The following is a 17,357-nucleotide window of genomic DNA, read 5'->3' as shown; positions in this document are numbered from 1 at the left end:
GGGCGACAACGTGTCGATCACGGTGAAGCTGATCAACCCGATCGCGATGGAAGAAGGTCTCCGCTTCGCAATCCGCGAAGGTGGCCGTACGGTCGGCGCTGGTGTCGTCGCAAAGATCATCGAGTAAAATCGTAGAGTGCTGTAGCAGTATCTAGCGCCCGGGCTCGGGCGCTCGCTCTCCGCCAGCGCCCGAGCCTACGTTCTTTTTCTATTCGGCGGTGCAATACCGCCTCGCTCTTTCTAAGGAATTTGTCATGCAGAACCAGAAAATCCGCATTCGCCTGAAGGCTTTCGACTATCGCCTGATCGATCAATCGGCAGCTGAAATCGTCGACACGGCAAAGCGGACTGGCGCAATCGTTCGTGGCCCGGTGCCCCTGCCGACCCGCATTCAACGCTTCGACATCCTGCGTTCGCCGCACGTCAACAAGACGTCGCGCGATCAGCTCGAAATCCGCACGCACCAGCGTCTGATGGACATCGTTGACCCAACGGACAAGACCGTTGACGCGCTCATGAAGCTTGATCTGCCGGCTGGCGTGGACGTTGAAATCAAGCTGCAATAAGGCCTCAGCCGTTGTCCGGCGATCCGGACACCGCTAAGTCTTTGATTGCTTGCGGAAAACGAAAAGGCTCGCTATACTAGTGAGCTTTTCGCGCATTTGCGTAAAAAGTCGGCGTGCCGCAGCATGGTCTCATGTCCGAAACGGCGCCGACATTTTGTAAATTAGCCCCGACCAATCGCAGTCGGGAATGGAGAAAACGATGAGCCTTGGACTCGTAGGTCGCAAGGTTGGCATGACCCGTATCTTCACGGCTGAAGGGGATTCGATTCCCGTCACCGTGCTGGACGTGTCCGACAACCGCGTGACGCAGATCAAGACTGTTGAAACCGACGGCTACACCGCCGTGCAGGTTGCCTTCGGTACGCGCCGTGCATCGCGCGTGACGAAGCCGTTGGCAGGTCATCTCGCCAAAGCTGGCGTTCAAGCCGGCGAAATCCTCAAAGAATTCCAGGTCGATGCCGCTAAGGCTGCCGAACTGTCGAACGGCACTGTGGTTGGTCCCGAGTTGTTCGAAGTGGGCCAGAAGGTCGACGTGCAAGGTGTGTCGATCGGTAAGGGCTACGCCGGTACCATCAAGCGTTACAACTTCTCGTCTGGCCGTGCATCGCACGGTAACTCGCGCTCGCACAACGTGCCGGGCTCGATCGGTATGGCGCAGGATCCGGGTCGTGTTTTCCCGGGTAAGCGCATGACCGGTCATATGGGTGATGAGAAGGTAACGGTGCAAAACCTCGAAATCGCTCGTATCGACGCTGACCGCAAGCTGCTGCTGGTCAAGGGCGCCGTTCCGGGTGCGAAGGGTGGCAAGGTATTCGTTACGCCGGCCGTGAAGACGCGTGCCGTGAAAGGAGCGAAATAATGGAACTTAAGCTCCTGAATGCCAATGGTCAGGAAGGTGCGGGCGTTAGCGCGTCGGACGTCGTGTTCGGCCGCGATTACAACGAAGCCCTGATTCACCAGGTGGTGGTTGCGTACCAGGCGAATGCACGTAGCGGCAATCGCGCGCAGAAGGATCGTGAGCAGGTCAAGCACACGACCAAGAAGCCGTGGCGCCAGAAGGGTACGGGCCGGGCTCGTGCCGGTATGTCGTCGAGCCCGCTGTGGCGCGGCGGTGGCCGTATCTTCCCGAATTCGCCGGAAGAAAACTTTTCGCACAAGGTCAACAAGAAGATGCATCGCGCAGGTCTCTGCTCGATCTTCTCGCAGCTGGCCCGCGAAGGCCGCATTTCGGTGGTCGACGAGCTGACGCTCGAAGCGCCGAAGACGAAGCTGCTGGCCGAAAAATTCAAGGCGATGGGTCTCGACTCCGTGCTGGTGATTACCGACACGGTTGACGAAAACCTGTACCTCGCGTCGCGCAACCTCGCCCACGTGGCGGTTGTCGAGCCGCGTTACGCCGACCCGCTGTCGCTGATCTACTTCAAGAAGGTCCTGATCACGAAGGCTGCGGTCGCCCAGATCGAGGAGTTGCTGTCATGAGCGAGATTCGCAAGAACGATCATCGTTTGATGCAGGTCCTGCTCGCGCCGGTGGTCTCCGAAAAGGCGACGCTGGTTGCCGACAAGAACGAGCAGGTAGTGTTCGAAGTCGCGCCGGATGCCACGAAGCAGGAAGTGAAAGCTGCAGTCGAGCTGCTGTTCAAGGTGGAAGTTGATTCCGTCAATGTGCTGGTCGCGAAGGGCAAAGCCAAGCGCTTTGGTCGCTTCTTGGGCAAGCGCAAGGACGTGAAGAAGGCGTATGTCTGCCTGAAGCCCGGCCAGGAAATCAACTTTGAAGCGGAGGCCAAGTAATCATGGCAATCGTGAAAGTTAAGCCGACTTCGCCGGGCCGCCGCGCGATGGTCAAGGTGGTCAACAAAGAACTGCACAAGGGCAAGCCGTTTGCGGCACTGCTCGACACGCAGTCGTCGACTGCCGGCCGTAACAACAACGGGCACATCACCACGCGTCACAAGGGTGGTGGTCACAAGCATCACTATCGTGTCGTCGACTTCCGTCGCACGAAGGATGGTATTCCGGCAAAGGTCGAGCGTCTTGAGTACGACCCGAACCGTAGCGCGAACATCGCGCTGGTTCTGTACGCGGACGGCGAGCGCCGCTACATCATCGCTCCGAAGGGTGTCACCGTCGGTCAGCAACTGATGTCGGGTTCGGAAGCACCGATCCGCGCAGGTAACACGCTGCCGATCCGCAACATTCCGGTCGGTACGACCATTCACTGCATCGAAATGCTGCCGGGCAAGGGCGCGCAAATGGCGCGTTCGGCTGGCACGTCGGCGATGCTGCTTGCTCGCGAAGGCGTCTACGCGCAGGTTCGTCTGCGTTCGGGCGAAATCCGCCGCGTGCACGTTGAATGCCGCGCGACGATCGGTGAAGTGGGCAACGAAGAGCACAGCCTCCGTCAAATCGGTAAGGCTGGCGCGAACCGCTGGCGCGGCATCCGCCCGACCGTGCGTGGCGTTGCAATGAACCCGGTCGACCACCCTCACGGTGGTGGCGAAGGCAAGACTGCGGCAGGCCGCGATCCGGTGAGCCCGTGGGGCACGCCGACGAAGGGCTATCGCACCCGCAGCAACAAGCGCACGACGAGCATGATCGTCCAGCGCCGTCACAAGCGTTAAGGAGTAGGCAATGGCACGTTCTATTAAGAAAGGTCCGTTCTGCGACGCCCATTTGCTGAAGAAGGTTGAGGCGGCTGCAGCATCGCGTGACAAGAAACCGATCAAGACCTGGTCGCGTCGCTCGACGATCCTGCCGGACTTCATCGGCCTGACGATCGCCGTGCACAACGGCCGTCAACACGTTCCGGTGTATGTCACGGAAAACATGGTCGGCCACAAGCTTGGCGAGTTCGCACTGACCCGTACGTTCAAGGGTCACGCGGCCGACAAGAAGGCCAAGAAATAAGGGGCAATCAAGATGGAAGTGAAAGCAATTCATCGCGGTGCCCGCATCTCGGCGCAAAAAACGCGCCTTGTGGCTGACCAGATCCGCGGTTTGCCGGTCGACAAGGCGCTGAACGTTCTGACGTTCTCGCCGAAGAAGGCTGCGGGAATCGTGAAAAAGGTCGTGCTGTCGGCGATCGCGAATGCGGAGCACAACGAAGGCGCCGATATCGACGAGCTCAAGATCACGAGCATCTACGTCGACAAGGCAGCGTCGCTGAAGCGTTTTACCGCGCGCGCCAAGGGCCGTGGTAACCGCATCGAGAAGCAATCCTGTCACATCACTGTGACGGTCGGGAATTAAGGGGTCATACGATGGGACAGAAAATTCATCCGACTGGCTTCCGTTTGGCCGTCAGCCGCAATTGGGCTTCGCGTTGGTACGCGAACAACAACAATTTCGCGGCGATGTTGCAGGAAGACATCGGTGTTCGTGAATACCTGAAGAAGAAGCTGAAGAACGCGTCCGTCGGCCGCGTTGTGATCGAGCGTCCCGCAAAGAACGCGCGTATCACGATTTTCAGCTCGCGTCCGGGTGTCGTGATCGGTAAGAAGGGTGAAGACATCGAACTGCTGAAGTCCGAGCTGCAAAAGCGCATGGGCGTTCCGGTTCACGTCAACATTGAAGAAATTCGCAAGCCGGAAACCGACGCGCAACTGATCGCTGATTCGATCACGCAGCAGCTCGAGCGCCGGATCATGTTCCGTCGCGCGATGAAGCGTGCGATGCAGAACGCGATGCGTCTGGGTGCTCAAGGCATCAAGATCATGAGCGCAGGCCGTCTGAACGGTATCGAAATCGCTCGCACGGAATGGTATCGCGAAGGTCGCGTGCCGCTTCACACGCTGCGTGCAGATATCGACTACGCAACGTCGGAAGCAAAGACGACGTACGGCATCATCGGCGTGAAGGTGTGGGTCTATAAGGGCGATACGCTCGGCCGCAATGACGCACCGGTGGTCGAAGAAGTCGCTGAAGAAAAGCGTCCGCGCCGCAACGCACGTCCGGGTGGCGATCGCCGTCCGCGTCGTGATGGTGAAGGTGGTGGCCCGGCAGGTGCACGCCGTGGCGCTCCTCGTCGTACTGGCGGTGCCGGCGGCGACGGGAAGACTGGAGAATAACGATGCTGCAACCGAAACGCAGAAAGTATCGCAAAGAGCAGAAAGGTCGTAACACCGGCGTTGCTACCCGCGGCAACGCGGTGTCGTTCGGTGAGTTCGGCCTGAAGGCTGTCGGTCGCGGCCGTCTGACCGCGCGCCAGATTGAAGCGGCGCGTCGTGCAATGACGCGTCACATCAAGCGCGGTGGCCGCATCTGGATCCGGATCTTCCCGGACAAGCCGATCTCGACCAAGCCGGCGGAAGTGCGTATGGGTAACGGTAAGGGTAACCCGGAGTACTACGTCGCTGAGATTCAACCGGGCAAGATGCTGTACGAAATGGACGGCGTAACCGAAGAACTGGCGCGCGAAGCGTTCCGTCTGGCTGCAGCCAAGCTGCCGCTGAAGACGACGTTTATCGTACGTCAGCTCGGCGCCTAAGGAGCAAATGATGAAGGCTTCCGAACTTCACCAGAAAGATCAGGCCGCGCTCAACAAGGAGCTGTCGGACCTGTTGAAGGCGCAATTCGGCCTGCGCATGCAACTCGCGACCCAGCAGCTCACGAACACGAGCCAACTGAAGAAGGTTCGTCGCGACATCGCACGTGTGCGGACCGTCCTGACTGAGAAGGCGAACCAGAAATGAACGATAGCGTAAAAACCTCGCTCAAGCGGACGCTGGTCGGCAAGGTCGTCAGCAACAAGATGGACAAGACGGTTACCGTGCTGGTCGAGCACCGCGTGAAGCACCCGATCTATGGCAAGTACGTCGTGCGTTCGAAGAAGTACCACGCGCATGACGATGCGAACTCGTACAACGAGGGTGACCTCGTTGAAATCCAGGAAACTCGTCCGATTTCGAAGACGAAGGCTTGGGTTGTGGCTCGCCTGGTCGAGGCTGCTCGCGTCATCTAATGTCGCAAAGCTGTAGAAGTAGTTGAAATCGCAGTAAGTTTCGCTTGCAAGACCGGGATTGTTTGATATAATCTCGGTCTTCCCTCTTTATGGGAGCCCCGTCGCGGGCGAAGTTGGTGGGGGAAGCGGTCCGGGCGCCAGCCTGTGCCGAAGGATTCACCGGATTGCGATGGCGGGTTTCGTTTGCCGTCGCTGCTGTTCTAACCCAAGCAGCCGATCGGCTGACGGGACCAAGACTGACCGGGAAGCACCATGGTGGTGTGACCGGATTAAGTTGGGAAAGATAAACCATGATCCAGACCGAAACTCGGCTTGAAGTGGCCGACAACACGGGTGCACGTGAAGTCATGTGCATCAAGGTGCTCGGCGGCTCGAAGCGTCGTTATGCCAGCATTGGCGACATCATCAAGGTGACTGTCAAAGAGGCAACGCCGCGCGGGCGCGTGAAGAAAGGCGAAATCTACAGCGCCGTGGTGGTTCGCACCGCCAAGGGCGTGCGCCGTCAGGACGGCTCGCTGATCAAGTTCGACGGCAATGCAGCTGTGTTGCTCAACACCAAGCTCGAACCGATCGGCACCCGTATTTTCGGGCCAGTCACGCGCGAGTTGCGTAGCGAACGATTCATGAAGATCGTTTCGCTGGCGCCTGAAGTGCTGTAAGGAGTCGCGATGAACAAGATTCGCAAGGGTGACGAAGTTATCGTCATCACCGGCAAAGATAAGGGCAAGCGTGGCGTTGTGCTGGCCGTTCACGGCGAGACCGTGACCGTCGAGGGCATCAATCTCGTCAAGAAGCACGTCAAGCCGAACCCGATGAAGGGTACGACGGGCGGCGTGGAAGCCAAGACGATGCCGCTGCAAATTTCGAACGTCGCATTGGTCGACGCGAATGGCAAGCCATCGCGTGTAGGCATCAAGGTCGAAGGAGACAAGAAGGTCCGTTTCCTGAAGACGACCGGTGCCGTGCTGAGCGCCTGACGCTGCGGAGTAAAAAATGGCTCGTTTGCAAGAGTTTTACAAAGAAAAGGTTGTACCCGGCCTCATCGAGAAGTTCGGTTACAAGTCCGTGATGGAAGTGCCTCGCATCACCAAGATCACCCTCAACATGGGTCTTGGCGAAGCCGTCGCCGATAAGAAGATCATCGAAAACGCCGTTGGCGATCTGACGAAGATCGCAGGCCAGAAGCCGGTGATCACGAAGGCACGCAAGGCAATTGCTGGCTTCAAGATCCGTCAGGGCTATCCGATCGGCGCCATGGTCACGCTGCGTGGTCAGGCAATGTACGAATTCCTCGACCGTTTCGTGACGGTTGCGCTCCCCCGTGTGCGCGACTTCCGTGGCGTGTCGGGTAAGGCGTTCGATGGTCGCGGCAACTACAACATCGGTGTGAAAGAGCAGATCATTTTCCCCGAAATCGATTACGACAAGATCGACGCACTGCGTGGGCTGAACATCAGCATCACGACGACTGCGAAGACTGACGACGAAGCAAAGGCTCTGCTCGCCAGCTTCAAGTTCCCGTTCAGAAACTGAGGTTACCGTGGCTAAACTGGCACTGATCGAACGTGAAAAGAAGCGTGCTCGCCTCGCCGCCAAGTACGCTCCCAAGCGTGCTGCACTGAAGGCAATCATTGGCGACACGAGCAAGTCGGAAGAAGAGCATTACGCAGCACGTCTGGAACTGCAGCAACTGCCGCGCAACTCTAACCCGACCCGTAAGCGCAACCGTTGCGCAATTACCGGTCGTCCGCGCGGCACGTTCCGTAAATTCGGCCTGGCGCGTAACAAGATTCGTGAAATCGCGTTCCGCGGCGAGATCCCTGGCCTGACCAAGGCGAGCTGGTAATAGGAGAAACATAAATGAGCATGAGTGATCCTATCGCCGATATGCTGACTCGCATCCGCAATGCGCAGATGGTCGAGAAGGTTTCGGTGACTATGCCCTCGTCGAAAGTCAAGGTTGCGATTGCGCAGGTCCTGAAGGACGAAGGTTATATCGACGATTTCGCAGTGAAGTCCGAAGGTGCGAAGTCGGAATTGAACATCGTGTTGAAGTATTACGCTGGCCGCCCGGTCATCGAGCGCATCGAACGCGTCTCGAAGCCTGGTCTGCGTGTGTACCGCGGCCGTAACGACATCCCCGTGGTCATGAATGGCCTGGGCGTGGCAATCGTGTCGACGCCCAAGGGCGTGATGACGGACCGCAAGGCACGTGCAACGGGCGTTGGCGGCGAAGTCATCTGCTACGTCGCTTAAGGCCGAAAGGAGAGAAACATGTCTCGAGTAGGTAAGAGCCCGATCGCGCTGCAAGGCGCGGAAGTGGCCCTGAGCGCCGACAGCATCACTGTCAAGGGTCCGCTGGGTACGATTTCGCAGGCTGCCAACAGTCTCGTGAAAGTGGTGAACGACAACGGCACGCTGAAGTTCGAGCCGGTCGACGAAAGCCGCGAAGCGAATGCGATGTCGGGCACGATGCGCGCACTGGTTGCGAACATGGTGTACGGCGTGACGAAGGGTTTCGAGCGCAAGCTGACGCTGGTTGGCGTCGGTTATCGCGCACAGGCGCAAGGCGACAAGCTGAACTTGTCGCTGGGTTTCTCGCACCCGGTGGTGCACCAGATGCCGACTGGCGTCAAGGCAGAAACCCCGTCGCAAACCGAAATCGTGATCAAGGGGATCAACAAGCAACAAGTCGGTCAAGTCGCTGCAGAAGTGCGCGGCTACCGTCCGCCGGAGCCTTATAAGGGCAAGGGCGTGCGTTACGCCGATGAGGTTGTGATCCTCAAAGAAACGAAGAAGAAGTAAGGGTGCGCAATCATGGATAAGACTCAATCTCGCCTGCGCCGCGCTCGTCAGACGCGTATCAAGATCGCTGAGCTGCAGGTCGCGCGTCTCGCCGTGCATCGCACGAACACGCACATCTATGCGCAAGTGTTCTCGCCGTGCGGCACCAAGGTGCTCGCCAGCGCGTCGACGCTCGAAGCCGAAGTGCGTGCGCAACTGGCCGATCAATCGGGCAAGGGCGGCAACGTTGCTGCTGCAACCCTGATCGGCAAGCGCATTGCAGAAAAGGCTAAGGCTGCCGGCATCGAATCCGTCGCCTTCGACCGTTCGGGTTTCCGTTACCACGGCCGCGTGAAAGCGCTGGCTGATGCGGCGCGCGAAGCCGGACTCAAGTTCTAAGGGAAGAATTCGTCATGGCAAAGATGCAAGCTAAAGTTCAGGCTGACGAACGCGACGACGGCCTTCGTGAAAAGATGATTTCGGTCAACCGCGTGACCAAGGTCGTGAAGGGTGGCCGTATTCTCGGCTTCGCTGCACTGACCGTGGTTGGCGACGGTGATGGCCGCGTCGGTATGGGCAAGGGCAAGGCGAAGGAAGTGCCGGTCGCTGTCCAGAAGGCGATGGAACAGGCTCGCCGCAACATGTTCAAGGTGCCGCTGAAGAACGGTACCCTGCAACACGAAGTGCATGGTAAGCACGGCGCATCCACGGTTCTCCTCGCTCCGGCGAAGGACGGTACCGGCGTGATCGCTGGCGGTCCGATGCGCGCAGTGTTCGACGTGATGGGCGTGCAGAACGTCGTGGCCAAGAGCCACGGTTCGACGAACCCGTATAACCTCGTTCGTGCGACGCTCGACGGCCTGCGCAAGCAGTCCACGCCGGCCGACATCGCTGCGAAGCGCGGCAAGTCCGTCGAAGAAATTCTGGGCTAAAGGTGGACACCATGTCTGATAAAACTGTCAAGGTCCAGCTCGTCAAGAGCCTGATCGGCACCCGTGAATCGCACCGCGCAACGGTGCGTGGCTTGGGCCTGCGCCGACTCAACTCGGTTAGCGAGTTGCAGGATACGCCGGCTGTGCGCGGCATGATCAACAAGGTTTCGTACCTCGTTAAGGTCATCAGCTAAGCGGCTGACCAGGACTCAAGGAGTTGATAATGGAATTGAATAACCTGAAGCCGGCTGAAGGCGCGAAGCACGCAAAGCGTCGCGTTGGTCGCGGCATCGGCTCCGGCCTCGGCAAGACCGCTGGCCGTGGTCACAAGGGTCAGAAGTCGCGTTCGGGCGGCTTTCACAAGGTTGGCTTCGAAGGCGGTCAAATGCCACTGCAACGTCGCCTGCCGAAGCGTGGCTTCACCTCGCTGACGAAGGAATTCGTCGGTGAAGTGCGTCTCTCGGATCTGGAGAAGCTGCCGGTCGACGAAATCGATCTGCTGGCTCTCAAGCAAGCCGGCCTGGTCGGCGAACTGATCCGTAGCGCCAAGATCATCGGGACGGGCGAGCTCAAGCGCAAGGTCGTTGTGAAGGGTCTGGGTGCGACGAAGAGCGCACGCGCTGCCATCGAAGCAGCCGGTGGCTCGTTTGCCGAGTAACGCGCAAGTTATTTGCCGTCACTAGCATTTGCATCGGAGAAGGTACTTGGCTAACAGCCCGAGTCTCGCAAAACCCGGTCGCAGCGCGGCGAAGTTTGGCGATCTGCGTCGGCGAGCAGTGTTCCTGCTGCTGGCGCTGGTCGTCTACCGCATCGGCGCGCATATTCCGGTGCCGGGTATCGACCCGGACCAACTGGCGAAGCTGTTCCAAAGCCAGTCGGGCGGCATCCTTGGCATGTTTAACATGTTCTCGGGTGGCGCACTTTCGCGGTTCACCATTTTCGCGTTGGGGATCATGCCGTACATTTCGGCGTCGATCATCATGCAGTTGCTGGCGATTGTCTCGCCGCAACTCGAAGCGCTGAAAAAGGAAGGGCAGGCAGGTCAGCGGAAGATTACGCAATACACGCGGATCTTCACGGTCGTGCTGGCGACATTTCAGGCGTTCGGTATTGCCGTGGCGCTGGAAAATCAGCCTGGCCTCGTGATCGATCCGGGGATGGTATTCCGGTTGACGACGGTCGTGACGCTTGTGACCGGCACGATGTTCCTGATGTGGCTGGGTGAGCAAATCACGGAGCGCGGGCTTGGCAATGGTATCTCGATCATCATTTTTGGCGGTATTGCGGCGGGCTTCCCGAACGCAATCGGTGGTCTCTTTGAACTAGTGCGAACTGGCTCGATGACTATCATCTCGGCGATTATCGTCGTCGCGCTGATTGCGGCTGTGACGTATCTGGTGGTGTTCATCGAACGCGGCCAGCGCAAGATTCTTGTGAATTACGCAAAGCGGCAGGTAGGCAACAAGATTTACGGCGGCCAGTCTTCTCATTTGCCGCTGAAGCTGAACATGTCGGGCGTGATTCCGCCGATCTTCGCATCGTCGATCATTCTCTTCCCGGCAACTGTCCTGAACTGGTTCAGTTCGGGCTCGCGTACCAGCTGGTTCGCAGACACGTTGCACAATGTGGCCGAAGCCCTGAAGCCCGGTCAACCCGTGTACGTGTTGCTGTACGCGTTGGCGATCGTTTTCTTCTGCTTCTTCTACACCGCATTGGTGTTCAACAGCAGGGAAACGGCCGACAACCTGAAAAAGAGTGGCGCTTTCGTCCCTGGCATCCGCCCGGGCGATCAAACGGCGCGATATATCGACCGCATCCTTACGCGTCTCACGCTGGCCGGTGCGATCTACATCGTGTTCGTTTGCCTGCTGCCCGAATTTCTGGTGCTGCGCTGGAACGTGCCGTTTTATTTTGGTGGAACGTCGCTGCTGATCATTGTCGTCGTCACAATGGATTTCATGGCGCAGGTGCAGTCGTACGTTATGTCGCAACAGTATGAATCGCTGCTGAAGAAAGCTAATTTCAAAGGCGGCGGCGTCCCGATGCGTTGAAAGGACTTATGGCCAAAGACGATGTGATCCAGATGCAGGGCGAAGTAATTGAGAACCTGCCTAACGCTACCTTCAGGGTGAAGCTGGAAAACGGCCATGTCGTGTTGGGACACATATCCGGCAAGATGCGGATGCACTACATCCGAATCCTGCCGGGCGACAAGGTGACGGTTGAATTGACGCCTTACGATCTGTCGCGTGCGCGGATCGTGTTCCGGGCGAAGTGATTTGAAAAAAGGGTAATATCATGAAAGTGATGGCATCGGTTAAGCGCATTTGCCGCAATTGCAAGATCATCAAGCGCAAAGGCGTTGTGCGCGTGATTTGCAGCTCTGATCCGCGCCACAAACAGCGTCAAGGCTGAACGCCGCGCTTTTGCTTGCGCTTTTTGTTTGAGGAAAAACAATGGCTCGTATCGCAGGGGTTAACATCCCGAATCACCAGCATACTGAAATCGGCCTGACGGCTATTTACGGTATCGGTCGCACGCGCTCGCGCGACATTTGCGTCGCTGCTGGTGTGGCATTTTCGAAGAAGGTCAAAGACCTGACTGACGCAGACCTCGAAAAGCTGCGTGAAGAAGTCGGCAAGTTCATCGTTGAAGGCGATCTGCGCCGTGAAACGACGATGAACATCAAGCGCCTGATGGATCTCGGCTGCTATCGTGGCGTGCGGCATCGTAAGGGTCTACCCCTGCGCGGCCAGCGTACGCGTACGAATGCCCGTACGCGCAAGGGTCCGCGTCGTGCAGCGCAATCGCTGAAGAAGTAAGCGGAACTGACAGTTACAGGAAAACGTAATGGCTAAGGCTTCGAACAACTCCGCGGCGCAACGCGTTCGCAAGAAGGTCAAGAAGAACGTCGCCGAGGGCGTGGTTCACGTTCACGCGTCGTTCAACAACACCATCATCACGATCACCGACCGTCAAGGCAACGCGCTTGCCTGGGCAACGTCGGGTGGTCAGGGCTTCAAGGGTTCGCGTAAGTCGACTCCTTTTGCAGCTCAGGTCGCAGCTGAATCGGCTGGCCGCGTGGCGATGGAATACGGCGTGAAGAACCTCGAAGTGCGGATCAAGGGCCCCGGTCCTGGCCGCGAATCGGCGGTGCGCGCGTTGCATGGTCTTGGGATCAAGATCACCGCGATCTCCGACGTGACGCCGGTCCCGCACAACGGCTGCCGTCCGCCGAAGCGTCGTCGTATCTAAGACGACGGTTTCGCGAGCGCCTGTTGCCGCCTTGCGCGGCGGCGGGCTGCGCGCATTATTTAAATGACTAAGCCCACCGTTCGAACCAAAGGGTTCGGACTAGCGCGAGTGGAAGCATTCGCGTGATAAATCACAGAAGGAATCAACGTGGCACGTTATATCGGCCCCAAGGCCAAGCTGTCCCGCCGTGAAGGCACTGACCTCTTCCTGAAGAGCGCACGCCGCTCGCTCGCTGACAAGTGCAAGCTGGACAGCAAGCCCGGCCAGCACGGCCGTACCTCGGGCGCGCGTACGTCCGACTATGGCACGCAGCTGCGCGAGAAGCAAAAAGTAAAGCGTATCTACGGTGTCCTCGAGCGCCAGTTCCGTCGCTACTTCGCTGAAGCAGACCGTCTGAAGGGCAACACGGGTGAAAACCTGCTGCAACTGCTCGAGTCGCGTCTGGACAACGTCGTGTATCGGATGGGCTTCGGCTCGACGCGTGCTGAAGCACGTCAGCTGGTCGGCCACAAGGCGATCACGGTGAACGGCGTCGTGACGAACATCCCGTCGATGCAAGTCAAGGCTGGCGACGTCGTCGCCGTGCGCGAACAGAAGCGCAAGCAGGCTCGCATCATCGAGGCGTTGTCGCTCGCTGAACAAGGCGGCATGCCGAGCTGGGTCGCGGTCGACGCGAAGAAGTTCGAAGGTACCTTCAAGCAGAAACCGGAACGCAGCGACATCGCTGGCGACATCAACGAAAGCCTGATCGTCGAATTGTATTCGCGGTAATCGGATTGACGGCCGGGGCGCCCTGATTGCGTTGCGCAAGGGGGCGTCTCGGCTGTTTATTTTCAGGTTGTTACCGGTCAGCCTTATCGGTGTAACGAGCCGAGGGTATTGAAAAGGAAAACCTATGCAAACCAGATTGTTGAAGCCCAAGATCATTGCAGTTGAATCGCTTGGCGAGAGCCACGCGAAAGTGGTCATGGAACCGTTTGAACGCGGTTATGGCCACACCTTGGGTAACGCGCTTCGGCGCGTGCTGTTGTCGTCGATGGTTGGCTATGCTCCGACCGAGGTGACGATTGCAGGCGTCGTGCACGAGTACTCGACGCTCGACGGTGTGCAAGAGGATGTGGTCAACCTGTTGTTGAACCTGAAGGGCGTCGTCTTCAAGCTGCATAACCGTGACGAAGTGACGGTTACGCTGCGCAAGGAAGGCGAAGGCGTGGTTACCGCCGGCGATATCGAACTCGCACACGATTGTGAAGTAATCAATCCGGATCACGTGATTGCGCATCTGTCGAAGGGTGGCAAGCTCGACGTGCAGATTAAGATTGAAAAGGGCCGCGGCTATGTGCCGGGCAATGTGCGTCGCTACGGTGAAGAGTCGGCCAAGATCATCGGCCGAATCGTGCTGGACGCGTCGTTTTCGCCGGTTCGTCGCGTGAGCTACGCGGTCGAAAGCGCTCGCGTCGAGCAGCGCACCGACCTCGACAAGCTCGTGATGAACATCGAAACCAACGGTGTGATTTCGCCGGAAGAAGCGATCCGCCAATCGGCGCGCATTCTGGTCGATCAGCTGTCGGTCTTCGCGGCGCTAGAAGGCACCGAAGCAGCGGCGGAAGCGCCGTCGCGCGCACCGCAGATCGATCCGATCCTGCTGCGCCCGGTCGACGATCTGGAACTGACGGTTCGTTCCGCGAACTGCCTGAAGGCCGAGAACATCTACTACATCGGCGACCTGATCCAGCGTACCGAGAACGAGCTGCTCAAGACTCCGAATCTGGGTCGCAAGTCGCTGAATGAGATCAAGGAAGTTCTGGCATCGCGCGGACTGACGCTCGGCATGAAGCTCGAGAACTGGCCGCCGGCAGGTCTCGACAAGTAAGCGGACAACTCGGTCGGGTGTAACCCGCGAATTGCACTGCTGCACTAGACTGGCAAAGACGCGGATTTTCCTTTAAAATCCGCGTCTTGTCTTTTTTAACTACCGGCCCGTGCGCTCACTGTGTGCTGCCAATGCTGCAGAACGAGTGCGATAGAAGAGCTGGACCAAAACTTTGAACTGAAGGAATTAACATGCGTCACCGTCATGGTCTGCGGAAACTGAACCGCACGAGCAGCCACCGTCTGGCAATGCTCCGTAACATGTCCAACTCGCTGATCGAGCACGAAGTCATCAAGACCACCCTGCCGAAGGCGAAGGAACTCCGTAAAGTCGTCGAGCCGTTGATCACGCTCGGCAAGAAGCCGTCGCTCGCAAACCGTCGTCTGGCTTTCAACCGCCTGCGCGACCGTGACTCGGTCACGAAGCTGTTCGACGTGCTCGGCCCGCGCTACGCAAACCGTCCGGGCGGCTACCTGCGCGTGCTGAAGTTCGGCTTCCGCGTCGGTGACAACGCGCCGATGGCACTGGTCGAACTGCTCGACCGTCCGGAAGTTGAAGAAACGGAAGTGCAAGAAGCTGAGTAAGCTTTTTGGTTTCGACGAAAAGCCAGGCGCATCGCCTGGCTTTTTTGTTTCTGTCGGCGATTTTTTCATCGATGCCGAAAGCCGTGTCGCGGTGACCAAATGCCGCGGCCGCGCCGCGGGGCGCTCTGCGGGGCGACATGGCCAGGTGATACGATATCGGGATCGAAATCCTGCGCCGCCGGAGCCTGGTGTGAGTGTGAATGTGACCTTGGTGCTGACGACGGTGCCGGATGTGGCCGTCGCGGAAAAGCTCGCCGCCGACGCGCTCGCCGCGCGCCTTTGTGCATGCGTCACGCAGCTGGGCAGCGTGCATTCGAGCTATCACTGGCAGGGCGCGATCGAAACCGCGCAGGAAATCCAGTTGCTGTTCAAGACCAGCGCCGCTCGCGCGCTCGAATTGGAACAATACCTTCAGGCTCACCATCCCTACGACACGCCGGAAATACTCTCCTGGCAAGCGACGGCCTCGGCCGCCTACGGCCAGTGGATCACTGCTGAAACCCAACGCCCTCTTCATGTTTAACGGTCTCGACCAGCGCGCGCGCGCTGCGCTGCGCACTGCATTCTTTCTGCTCGGCTGCGCGTTCCTCGCGCAACTCGCCACGCTCGCACGGGCCGCGGACGACTTCCTCGACCCGTCGGTCGCATTCCGGTTCAGTGCGACCGAGCAGCCCGGGCAAGTCGTCGTCACCTACAAGATTGCGGACGGTTACTACATGTACCGCGAGCGCTTCGCTTTCGCGACCCGGAATGGCACAGCGACGCTTGGCGAGCCTCAACTGCCCGACGGTCACGTGAAGTTCGATCAGACGTTCAACAAGAATGTCGAGACGTATCGCAACGAGCTGACGATTCATATTCCGGTCAAGCAGGCTGCCGGACCGTTCGATCTCGCGGTGACGTCGCAGGGCTGCGCCGACGCTGGCATCTGCTACCCCCCGATGGAGCGCGTTTATCACGTGAGCGGCGTGGCGCTGCAGTCGGCTGGCGGCGCGGCAGCGGGTCCAACCGCGCAACAATCCGCGCACACTGAGGACGAGCCGTGGTACGAACGCGCGACCAGCGCCGACTACGCGCAGACGCTGCTACAGCGAGGCGGTTTCTTTGCGATCGTAGGGCTTTATTTTGTTGCGGGCGCAATTCTGAGCCTGCTGCCGTGCTCGTATCCGATGATTCCCATCCTGTCTGCGATCATCATCGGTGAGGGGGCGCGCGTCACACGTGGGCGTGGTTTTGCGCTGTCGCTCGCATATGTAATCGGGATGGCGCTCGTCTACACGGTGCTGGGCGTCGCGGCGGCACTCGTCGGGCAGAGTCTCGGCGCATGGCTGCAGAACCCGTGGGTGCTCGGCGCGTTCGGCGGCCTTCTGACGATTTTCGCGCTGCTGCTGATCGCTGGTGTGGATCTCGAACTGCCGCCGCGCTGGCGCGATCGGATGTCGAGCGTGTCAGCGGGACGCTCGGGCGGCAAATTTACCGCGGTCGCCGTGATGGGCGCGCTGTCGGCGCTGGTTGTCGGCGCCTGCATGACCGCGCCGCTTTTCGCGGTGCTCGCGTTCATCGCGCACACCGGCAATGCCGTGCTCGGTGGCGCGGCGCTGTTCTCGATGGGGATCGGCCTCGGGCTGCCGCTACTGATCATCGGCCTCGGCGCGGGCACGCTGCTGCCGCGCGCGGGCAAGTGGATGGACAGCGTAAAGGTGTTTTTCGGCGTGGTTCTGCTCGCCGCGGCGCTGTGGATCATTTGGCCGGTGCTCGGCGGCCCGGCGACGATGCTGTTGAGTGCCCTCTGGCTGCTGATCGCTGCAGTCGCCCTCGGCCTGTTTTCCAGGTCGGCCGCGGGTGGCTCGATATGGCACCGGCTAGGCCGGTCGGTCGGCGTCGTGATGGCGGTCTGGGCGGCCGCGCTTGTGATTGGCCTCGCCGCGGGATCATCGGACCCACTGCGCCCGCTGGCCGTGCTCGCTGCTCGCGCCGGCAGTCAGGCGGGCATCGCGAAAGATGGTTCTAGCGAGGTCGCAACGGCGTCGCAAAGCGATTTGACGTTCGCACCGGTTCGTTCATCGGCGCAGCTTGACCAGGCCGTCAAAACGGCAGCACAGCCTGCCATGCTCGATTTTTACGCGGACTGGTGCGTGAGCTGCAGGGAAATGGAGAAATTCACCTTCAGCGACCCGCGCGTTCAGGCGAAGCTGAAGCAGATGAATCTGCTGCGCGCCGACGTCACTGCGAACAATACCGACGATCAGGCGCTGCTCAAGCGCTTCAACCTGTTCGGGCCGCCGGGGATTATTTTCTTCGATCAGGATGGCAAGGAAGTGCTGCGGGTGGTCGGCTACGAATCGGCGGATAAATTCCTGCGCACACTGGATCGAGCGAGCGCGTCGGGGGTGTAATCGAACGC

The 17,357-nt window shown here is 59.2% G+C and carries 31 protein-coding genes and 1 pseudogene; all 32 read left to right on the top strand.

Annotation, left to right across the window (positions count from 1 at the left end; all coding sequences use genetic code 11):
• A pseudogene (gene tuf / locus AB3X89_RS17570) lies at positions 1-127 on the top strand (elongation factor Tu); the annotation flags it as partial.
• 127 nt (positions 128-254) lie between these two features.
• Positions 255-566 (top strand): 30S ribosomal protein S10, encoded by a 312-nt coding sequence (gene rpsJ / locus AB3X89_RS17565; protein ID WP_006998489.1) that lies wholly within the window; start codon positions 255-257, stop codon positions 564-566.
• 199 nt (positions 567-765) lie between these two features.
• Positions 766-1,425, top strand: coding sequence for a 50S ribosomal protein L3 (gene rplC, locus AB3X89_RS17560; protein WP_368584403.1), 660 nt, complete (start codon positions 766-768; stop codon positions 1,423-1,425).
• The gene (rplD, locus tag AB3X89_RS17555) at positions 1,425-2,045 is read left to right on the top strand and encodes a 50S ribosomal protein L4 (RefSeq protein WP_008923346.1); all 621 of its coding nucleotides are present in this window, start codon (positions 1,425-1,427) and stop codon (positions 2,043-2,045) included. Before rplC ends, rplD begins: the two co-directional genes overlap by 1 nt.
• Positions 2,042-2,356, top strand: a complete 315-nt coding sequence (gene rplW / locus AB3X89_RS17550) for a 50S ribosomal protein L23 (protein WP_368584398.1) — start codon at positions 2,042-2,044, stop codon at positions 2,354-2,356. Before rplD ends, rplW begins: the two co-directional genes overlap by 4 nt.
• Before the next feature lie 2 nt (positions 2,357-2,358).
• A complete protein-coding gene (gene rplB, locus AB3X89_RS17545; protein WP_008923344.1) occupies positions 2,359-3,186 on the top strand; it encodes a 50S ribosomal protein L2 in 828 nt (275 codons plus the stop codon).
• Positions 3,187-3,196: 10 nt separating this feature from the next.
• On the top strand, positions 3,197-3,472 hold the full coding sequence (rpsS, locus tag AB3X89_RS17540; RefSeq protein WP_006998484.1) for a 30S ribosomal protein S19: 276 nt from the start codon (positions 3,197-3,199) through the stop codon (positions 3,470-3,472).
• A 12-nt stretch (positions 3,473-3,484) separates the two neighbouring features.
• Positions 3,485-3,814, top strand: a complete 330-nt coding sequence (gene rplV, locus AB3X89_RS17535; RefSeq protein ID WP_007730533.1) for a 50S ribosomal protein L22 — start codon at positions 3,485-3,487, stop codon at positions 3,812-3,814.
• A gap of 11 nt (positions 3,815-3,825) precedes the next feature.
• On the top strand, positions 3,826-4,632 hold the full coding sequence (rpsC, locus tag AB3X89_RS17530) for a 30S ribosomal protein S3 (protein ID WP_008923343.1): 807 nt from the start codon (positions 3,826-3,828) through the stop codon (positions 4,630-4,632).
• 2 nt (positions 4,633-4,634) lie between these two features.
• Positions 4,635-5,051, top strand: a complete 417-nt coding sequence (gene rplP, locus AB3X89_RS17525; RefSeq protein ID WP_008923342.1) for a 50S ribosomal protein L16 — start codon at positions 4,635-4,637, stop codon at positions 5,049-5,051.
• 10 nt (positions 5,052-5,061) lie between these two features.
• Positions 5,062-5,256, top strand: a complete 195-nt coding sequence (rpmC, locus tag AB3X89_RS17520; RefSeq protein ID WP_007180130.1) for a 50S ribosomal protein L29 — start codon at positions 5,062-5,064, stop codon at positions 5,254-5,256.
• Entirely contained in the window at positions 5,253-5,525 is a 273-nt protein-coding gene (gene rpsQ / locus AB3X89_RS17515) for a 30S ribosomal protein S17 (RefSeq protein WP_368584396.1), read from the top strand. Before rpmC ends, rpsQ begins: the two co-directional genes overlap by 4 nt.
• A 290-nt stretch (positions 5,526-5,815) precedes the next feature.
• A complete protein-coding gene (gene rplN, locus AB3X89_RS17510) occupies positions 5,816-6,184 on the top strand; it encodes a 50S ribosomal protein L14 (protein WP_368584395.1) in 369 nt (122 codons plus the stop codon).
• A 9-nt stretch (positions 6,185-6,193) separates the two neighbouring features.
• Entirely contained in the window at positions 6,194-6,502 is a 309-nt protein-coding gene (gene rplX, locus AB3X89_RS17505) for a 50S ribosomal protein L24 (protein WP_008923340.1), read from the top strand.
• Positions 6,503-6,518: 16 nt separating this feature from the next.
• Entirely contained in the window at positions 6,519-7,058 is a 540-nt protein-coding gene (gene rplE, locus AB3X89_RS17500; RefSeq protein ID WP_008923339.1) for a 50S ribosomal protein L5, read from the top strand.
• Positions 7,059-7,065: 7 nt separating this feature from the next.
• Positions 7,066-7,371: a 30S ribosomal protein S14 gene (gene rpsN, locus AB3X89_RS17495; protein WP_090802162.1), complete on the top strand. Its 306-nt coding sequence runs from the start codon at positions 7,066-7,068 to the stop codon at positions 7,369-7,371.
• A 14-nt stretch (positions 7,372-7,385) separates the two neighbouring features.
• A complete protein-coding gene (rpsH, locus tag AB3X89_RS17490) occupies positions 7,386-7,781 on the top strand; it encodes a 30S ribosomal protein S8 (RefSeq protein ID WP_006052216.1) in 396 nt (131 codons plus the stop codon).
• Positions 7,782-7,799: 18 nt separating this feature from the next.
• On the top strand, positions 7,800-8,330 hold the full coding sequence (gene rplF, locus AB3X89_RS17485) for a 50S ribosomal protein L6 (protein WP_368584394.1): 531 nt from the start codon (positions 7,800-7,802) through the stop codon (positions 8,328-8,330).
• Between the two features lie 12 nt (positions 8,331-8,342).
• Positions 8,343-8,708 carry a 50S ribosomal protein L18 gene (gene rplR, locus AB3X89_RS17480; protein ID WP_008923336.1) on the top strand — a complete coding sequence of 122 codons (366 nt, stop codon included), beginning with the start codon at positions 8,343-8,345 and terminating at the stop codon, positions 8,706-8,708.
• Positions 8,709-8,722: 14 nt separating this feature from the next.
• A complete protein-coding gene (gene rpsE, locus AB3X89_RS17475; protein ID WP_004197945.1) occupies positions 8,723-9,241 on the top strand; it encodes a 30S ribosomal protein S5 in 519 nt (172 codons plus the stop codon).
• Positions 9,242-9,252: 11 nt separating this feature from the next.
• Positions 9,253-9,435: a 50S ribosomal protein L30 gene (gene rpmD / locus AB3X89_RS17470; RefSeq protein WP_008923335.1), complete on the top strand. Its 183-nt coding sequence runs from the start codon at positions 9,253-9,255 to the stop codon at positions 9,433-9,435.
• Positions 9,436-9,464: 29 nt separating this feature from the next.
• A complete protein-coding gene (gene rplO / locus AB3X89_RS17465) occupies positions 9,465-9,899 on the top strand; it encodes a 50S ribosomal protein L15 (protein WP_368584393.1) in 435 nt (144 codons plus the stop codon).
• Positions 9,900-9,945: 46 nt separating this feature from the next.
• A complete protein-coding gene (gene secY, locus AB3X89_RS17460; RefSeq protein ID WP_368584392.1) occupies positions 9,946-11,292 on the top strand; it encodes a preprotein translocase subunit SecY in 1,347 nt (448 codons plus the stop codon).
• An 8-nt stretch (positions 11,293-11,300) separates the two neighbouring features.
• Complete coding sequence (infA, locus tag AB3X89_RS17455; protein WP_004521905.1) at positions 11,301-11,519, top strand: translation initiation factor IF-1; 219 nt, start codon at positions 11,301-11,303, stop codon at positions 11,517-11,519.
• Between the two features lie 20 nt (positions 11,520-11,539).
• The gene (rpmJ, locus tag AB3X89_RS17450) at positions 11,540-11,656 is read left to right on the top strand and encodes a 50S ribosomal protein L36 (RefSeq protein WP_004199844.1); all 117 of its coding nucleotides are present in this window, start codon (positions 11,540-11,542) and stop codon (positions 11,654-11,656) included.
• A 41-nt stretch (positions 11,657-11,697) separates the two neighbouring features.
• Entirely contained in the window at positions 11,698-12,063 is a 366-nt protein-coding gene (rpsM, locus tag AB3X89_RS17445; RefSeq protein ID WP_008923332.1) for a 30S ribosomal protein S13, read from the top strand.
• 28 nt (positions 12,064-12,091) lie between these two features.
• Entirely contained in the window at positions 12,092-12,496 is a 405-nt protein-coding gene (gene rpsK, locus AB3X89_RS17440) for a 30S ribosomal protein S11 (RefSeq protein ID WP_006052224.1), read from the top strand.
• A 147-nt stretch (positions 12,497-12,643) separates the two neighbouring features.
• The gene (rpsD, locus tag AB3X89_RS17435) at positions 12,644-13,267 is read left to right on the top strand and encodes a 30S ribosomal protein S4 (protein ID WP_013090752.1); all 624 of its coding nucleotides are present in this window, start codon (positions 12,644-12,646) and stop codon (positions 13,265-13,267) included.
• 124 nt (positions 13,268-13,391) lie between these two features.
• Positions 13,392-14,369, top strand: coding sequence for a DNA-directed RNA polymerase subunit alpha (gene rpoA, locus AB3X89_RS17430; RefSeq protein ID WP_368584391.1), 978 nt, complete (start codon positions 13,392-13,394; stop codon positions 14,367-14,369).
• A gap of 191 nt (positions 14,370-14,560) precedes the next feature.
• Positions 14,561-14,953 carry a 50S ribosomal protein L17 gene (rplQ, locus tag AB3X89_RS17425; RefSeq protein ID WP_013090750.1) on the top strand — a complete coding sequence of 131 codons (393 nt, stop codon included), beginning with the start codon at positions 14,561-14,563 and terminating at the stop codon, positions 14,951-14,953.
• Between the two features lie 196 nt (positions 14,954-15,149).
• Positions 15,150-15,476, top strand: coding sequence for a divalent-cation tolerance protein CutA (cutA, locus tag AB3X89_RS17420; RefSeq protein ID WP_368584402.1), 327 nt, complete (start codon positions 15,150-15,152; stop codon positions 15,474-15,476).
• Positions 15,469-17,349, top strand: a complete 1,881-nt coding sequence (gene dsbD, locus AB3X89_RS17415) for a protein-disulfide reductase DsbD (protein WP_368584390.1) — start codon at positions 15,469-15,471, stop codon at positions 17,347-17,349. Before cutA ends, dsbD begins: the two co-directional genes overlap by 8 nt.
• The last annotated feature ends 8 nt before the right edge of the window (positions 17,350-17,357 follow it).

The organism is Paraburkholderia sp. BR14320, assembly GCF_040948665.1.
GTDB classification, from domain to species: domain Bacteria; phylum Pseudomonadota; class Gammaproteobacteria; order Burkholderiales; family Burkholderiaceae; genus Paraburkholderia; species Paraburkholderia youngii.
This window is presented reverse-complemented; position numbering and strand designations above follow the sequence as displayed.

What these genes read in the sequence shown, in the direction of transcription:
- rplV (WP_007730533.1), top strand. Translation starts at nt 3,485, where the DNA reads ATGGAAGTGAAAGCAATTCATCGCGGTGCCCGCATCTCGGCGCAAAAA.
- rplW (WP_368584398.1), top strand. Translation starts at nt 2,042, where the DNA reads ATGAGCGAGATTCGCAAGAACGATCATCGTTTGATGCAGGTCCTGCTC.
- rpoA (WP_368584391.1), top strand. Translation starts at nt 13,392, where the DNA reads ATGCAAACCAGATTGTTGAAGCCCAAGATCATTGCAGTTGAATCGCTT.
- rplN (WP_368584395.1), top strand. Translation starts at nt 5,816, where the DNA reads ATGATCCAGACCGAAACTCGGCTTGAAGTGGCCGACAACACGGGTGCA.
- rplF (WP_368584394.1), top strand. Translation starts at nt 7,800, where the DNA reads ATGTCTCGAGTAGGTAAGAGCCCGATCGCGCTGCAAGGCGCGGAAGTG.
- rpsM (WP_008923332.1), top strand. Translation starts at nt 11,698, where the DNA reads ATGGCTCGTATCGCAGGGGTTAACATCCCGAATCACCAGCATACTGAA.
- rpsJ (WP_006998489.1), top strand. Translation starts at nt 255, where the DNA reads ATGCAGAACCAGAAAATCCGCATTCGCCTGAAGGCTTTCGACTATCGC.
- rpsS (WP_006998484.1), top strand. Translation starts at nt 3,197, where the DNA reads ATGGCACGTTCTATTAAGAAAGGTCCGTTCTGCGACGCCCATTTGCTG.
- dsbD (WP_368584390.1), top strand. Translation starts at nt 15,469, where the DNA reads ATGTTTAACGGTCTCGACCAGCGCGCGCGCGCTGCGCTGCGCACTGCA.
- rplQ (WP_013090750.1), top strand. Translation starts at nt 14,561, where the DNA reads ATGCGTCACCGTCATGGTCTGCGGAAACTGAACCGCACGAGCAGCCAC.
- rplX (WP_008923340.1), top strand. Translation starts at nt 6,194, where the DNA reads ATGAACAAGATTCGCAAGGGTGACGAAGTTATCGTCATCACCGGCAAA.
- rpmJ (WP_004199844.1), top strand. Translation starts at nt 11,540, where the DNA reads ATGAAAGTGATGGCATCGGTTAAGCGCATTTGCCGCAATTGCAAGATC.
- infA (WP_004521905.1), top strand. Translation starts at nt 11,301, where the DNA reads ATGGCCAAAGACGATGTGATCCAGATGCAGGGCGAAGTAATTGAGAAC.
- rplD (WP_008923346.1), top strand. Translation starts at nt 1,425, where the DNA reads ATGGAACTTAAGCTCCTGAATGCCAATGGTCAGGAAGGTGCGGGCGTT.
- rplE (WP_008923339.1), top strand. Translation starts at nt 6,519, where the DNA reads ATGGCTCGTTTGCAAGAGTTTTACAAAGAAAAGGTTGTACCCGGCCTC.
- rplR (WP_008923336.1), top strand. Translation starts at nt 8,343, where the DNA reads ATGGATAAGACTCAATCTCGCCTGCGCCGCGCTCGTCAGACGCGTATC.
- rpsQ (WP_368584396.1), top strand. Translation starts at nt 5,253, where the DNA reads ATGAACGATAGCGTAAAAACCTCGCTCAAGCGGACGCTGGTCGGCAAG.
- rpsC (WP_008923343.1), top strand. Translation starts at nt 3,826, where the DNA reads ATGGGACAGAAAATTCATCCGACTGGCTTCCGTTTGGCCGTCAGCCGC.
- rpsK (WP_006052224.1), top strand. Translation starts at nt 12,092, where the DNA reads ATGGCTAAGGCTTCGAACAACTCCGCGGCGCAACGCGTTCGCAAGAAG.
- rplP (WP_008923342.1), top strand. Translation starts at nt 4,635, where the DNA reads ATGCTGCAACCGAAACGCAGAAAGTATCGCAAAGAGCAGAAAGGTCGT.
- rpmD (WP_008923335.1), top strand. Translation starts at nt 9,253, where the DNA reads ATGTCTGATAAAACTGTCAAGGTCCAGCTCGTCAAGAGCCTGATCGGC.
- rpsH (WP_006052216.1), top strand. Translation starts at nt 7,386, where the DNA reads ATGAGCATGAGTGATCCTATCGCCGATATGCTGACTCGCATCCGCAAT.
- rplB (WP_008923344.1), top strand. Translation starts at nt 2,359, where the DNA reads ATGGCAATCGTGAAAGTTAAGCCGACTTCGCCGGGCCGCCGCGCGATG.
- rplC (WP_368584403.1), top strand. Translation starts at nt 766, where the DNA reads ATGAGCCTTGGACTCGTAGGTCGCAAGGTTGGCATGACCCGTATCTTC.
- rpmC (WP_007180130.1), top strand. Translation starts at nt 5,062, where the DNA reads ATGAAGGCTTCCGAACTTCACCAGAAAGATCAGGCCGCGCTCAACAAG.
- rpsE (WP_004197945.1), top strand. Translation starts at nt 8,723, where the DNA reads ATGGCAAAGATGCAAGCTAAAGTTCAGGCTGACGAACGCGACGACGGC.
- rplO (WP_368584393.1), top strand. Translation starts at nt 9,465, where the DNA reads ATGGAATTGAATAACCTGAAGCCGGCTGAAGGCGCGAAGCACGCAAAG.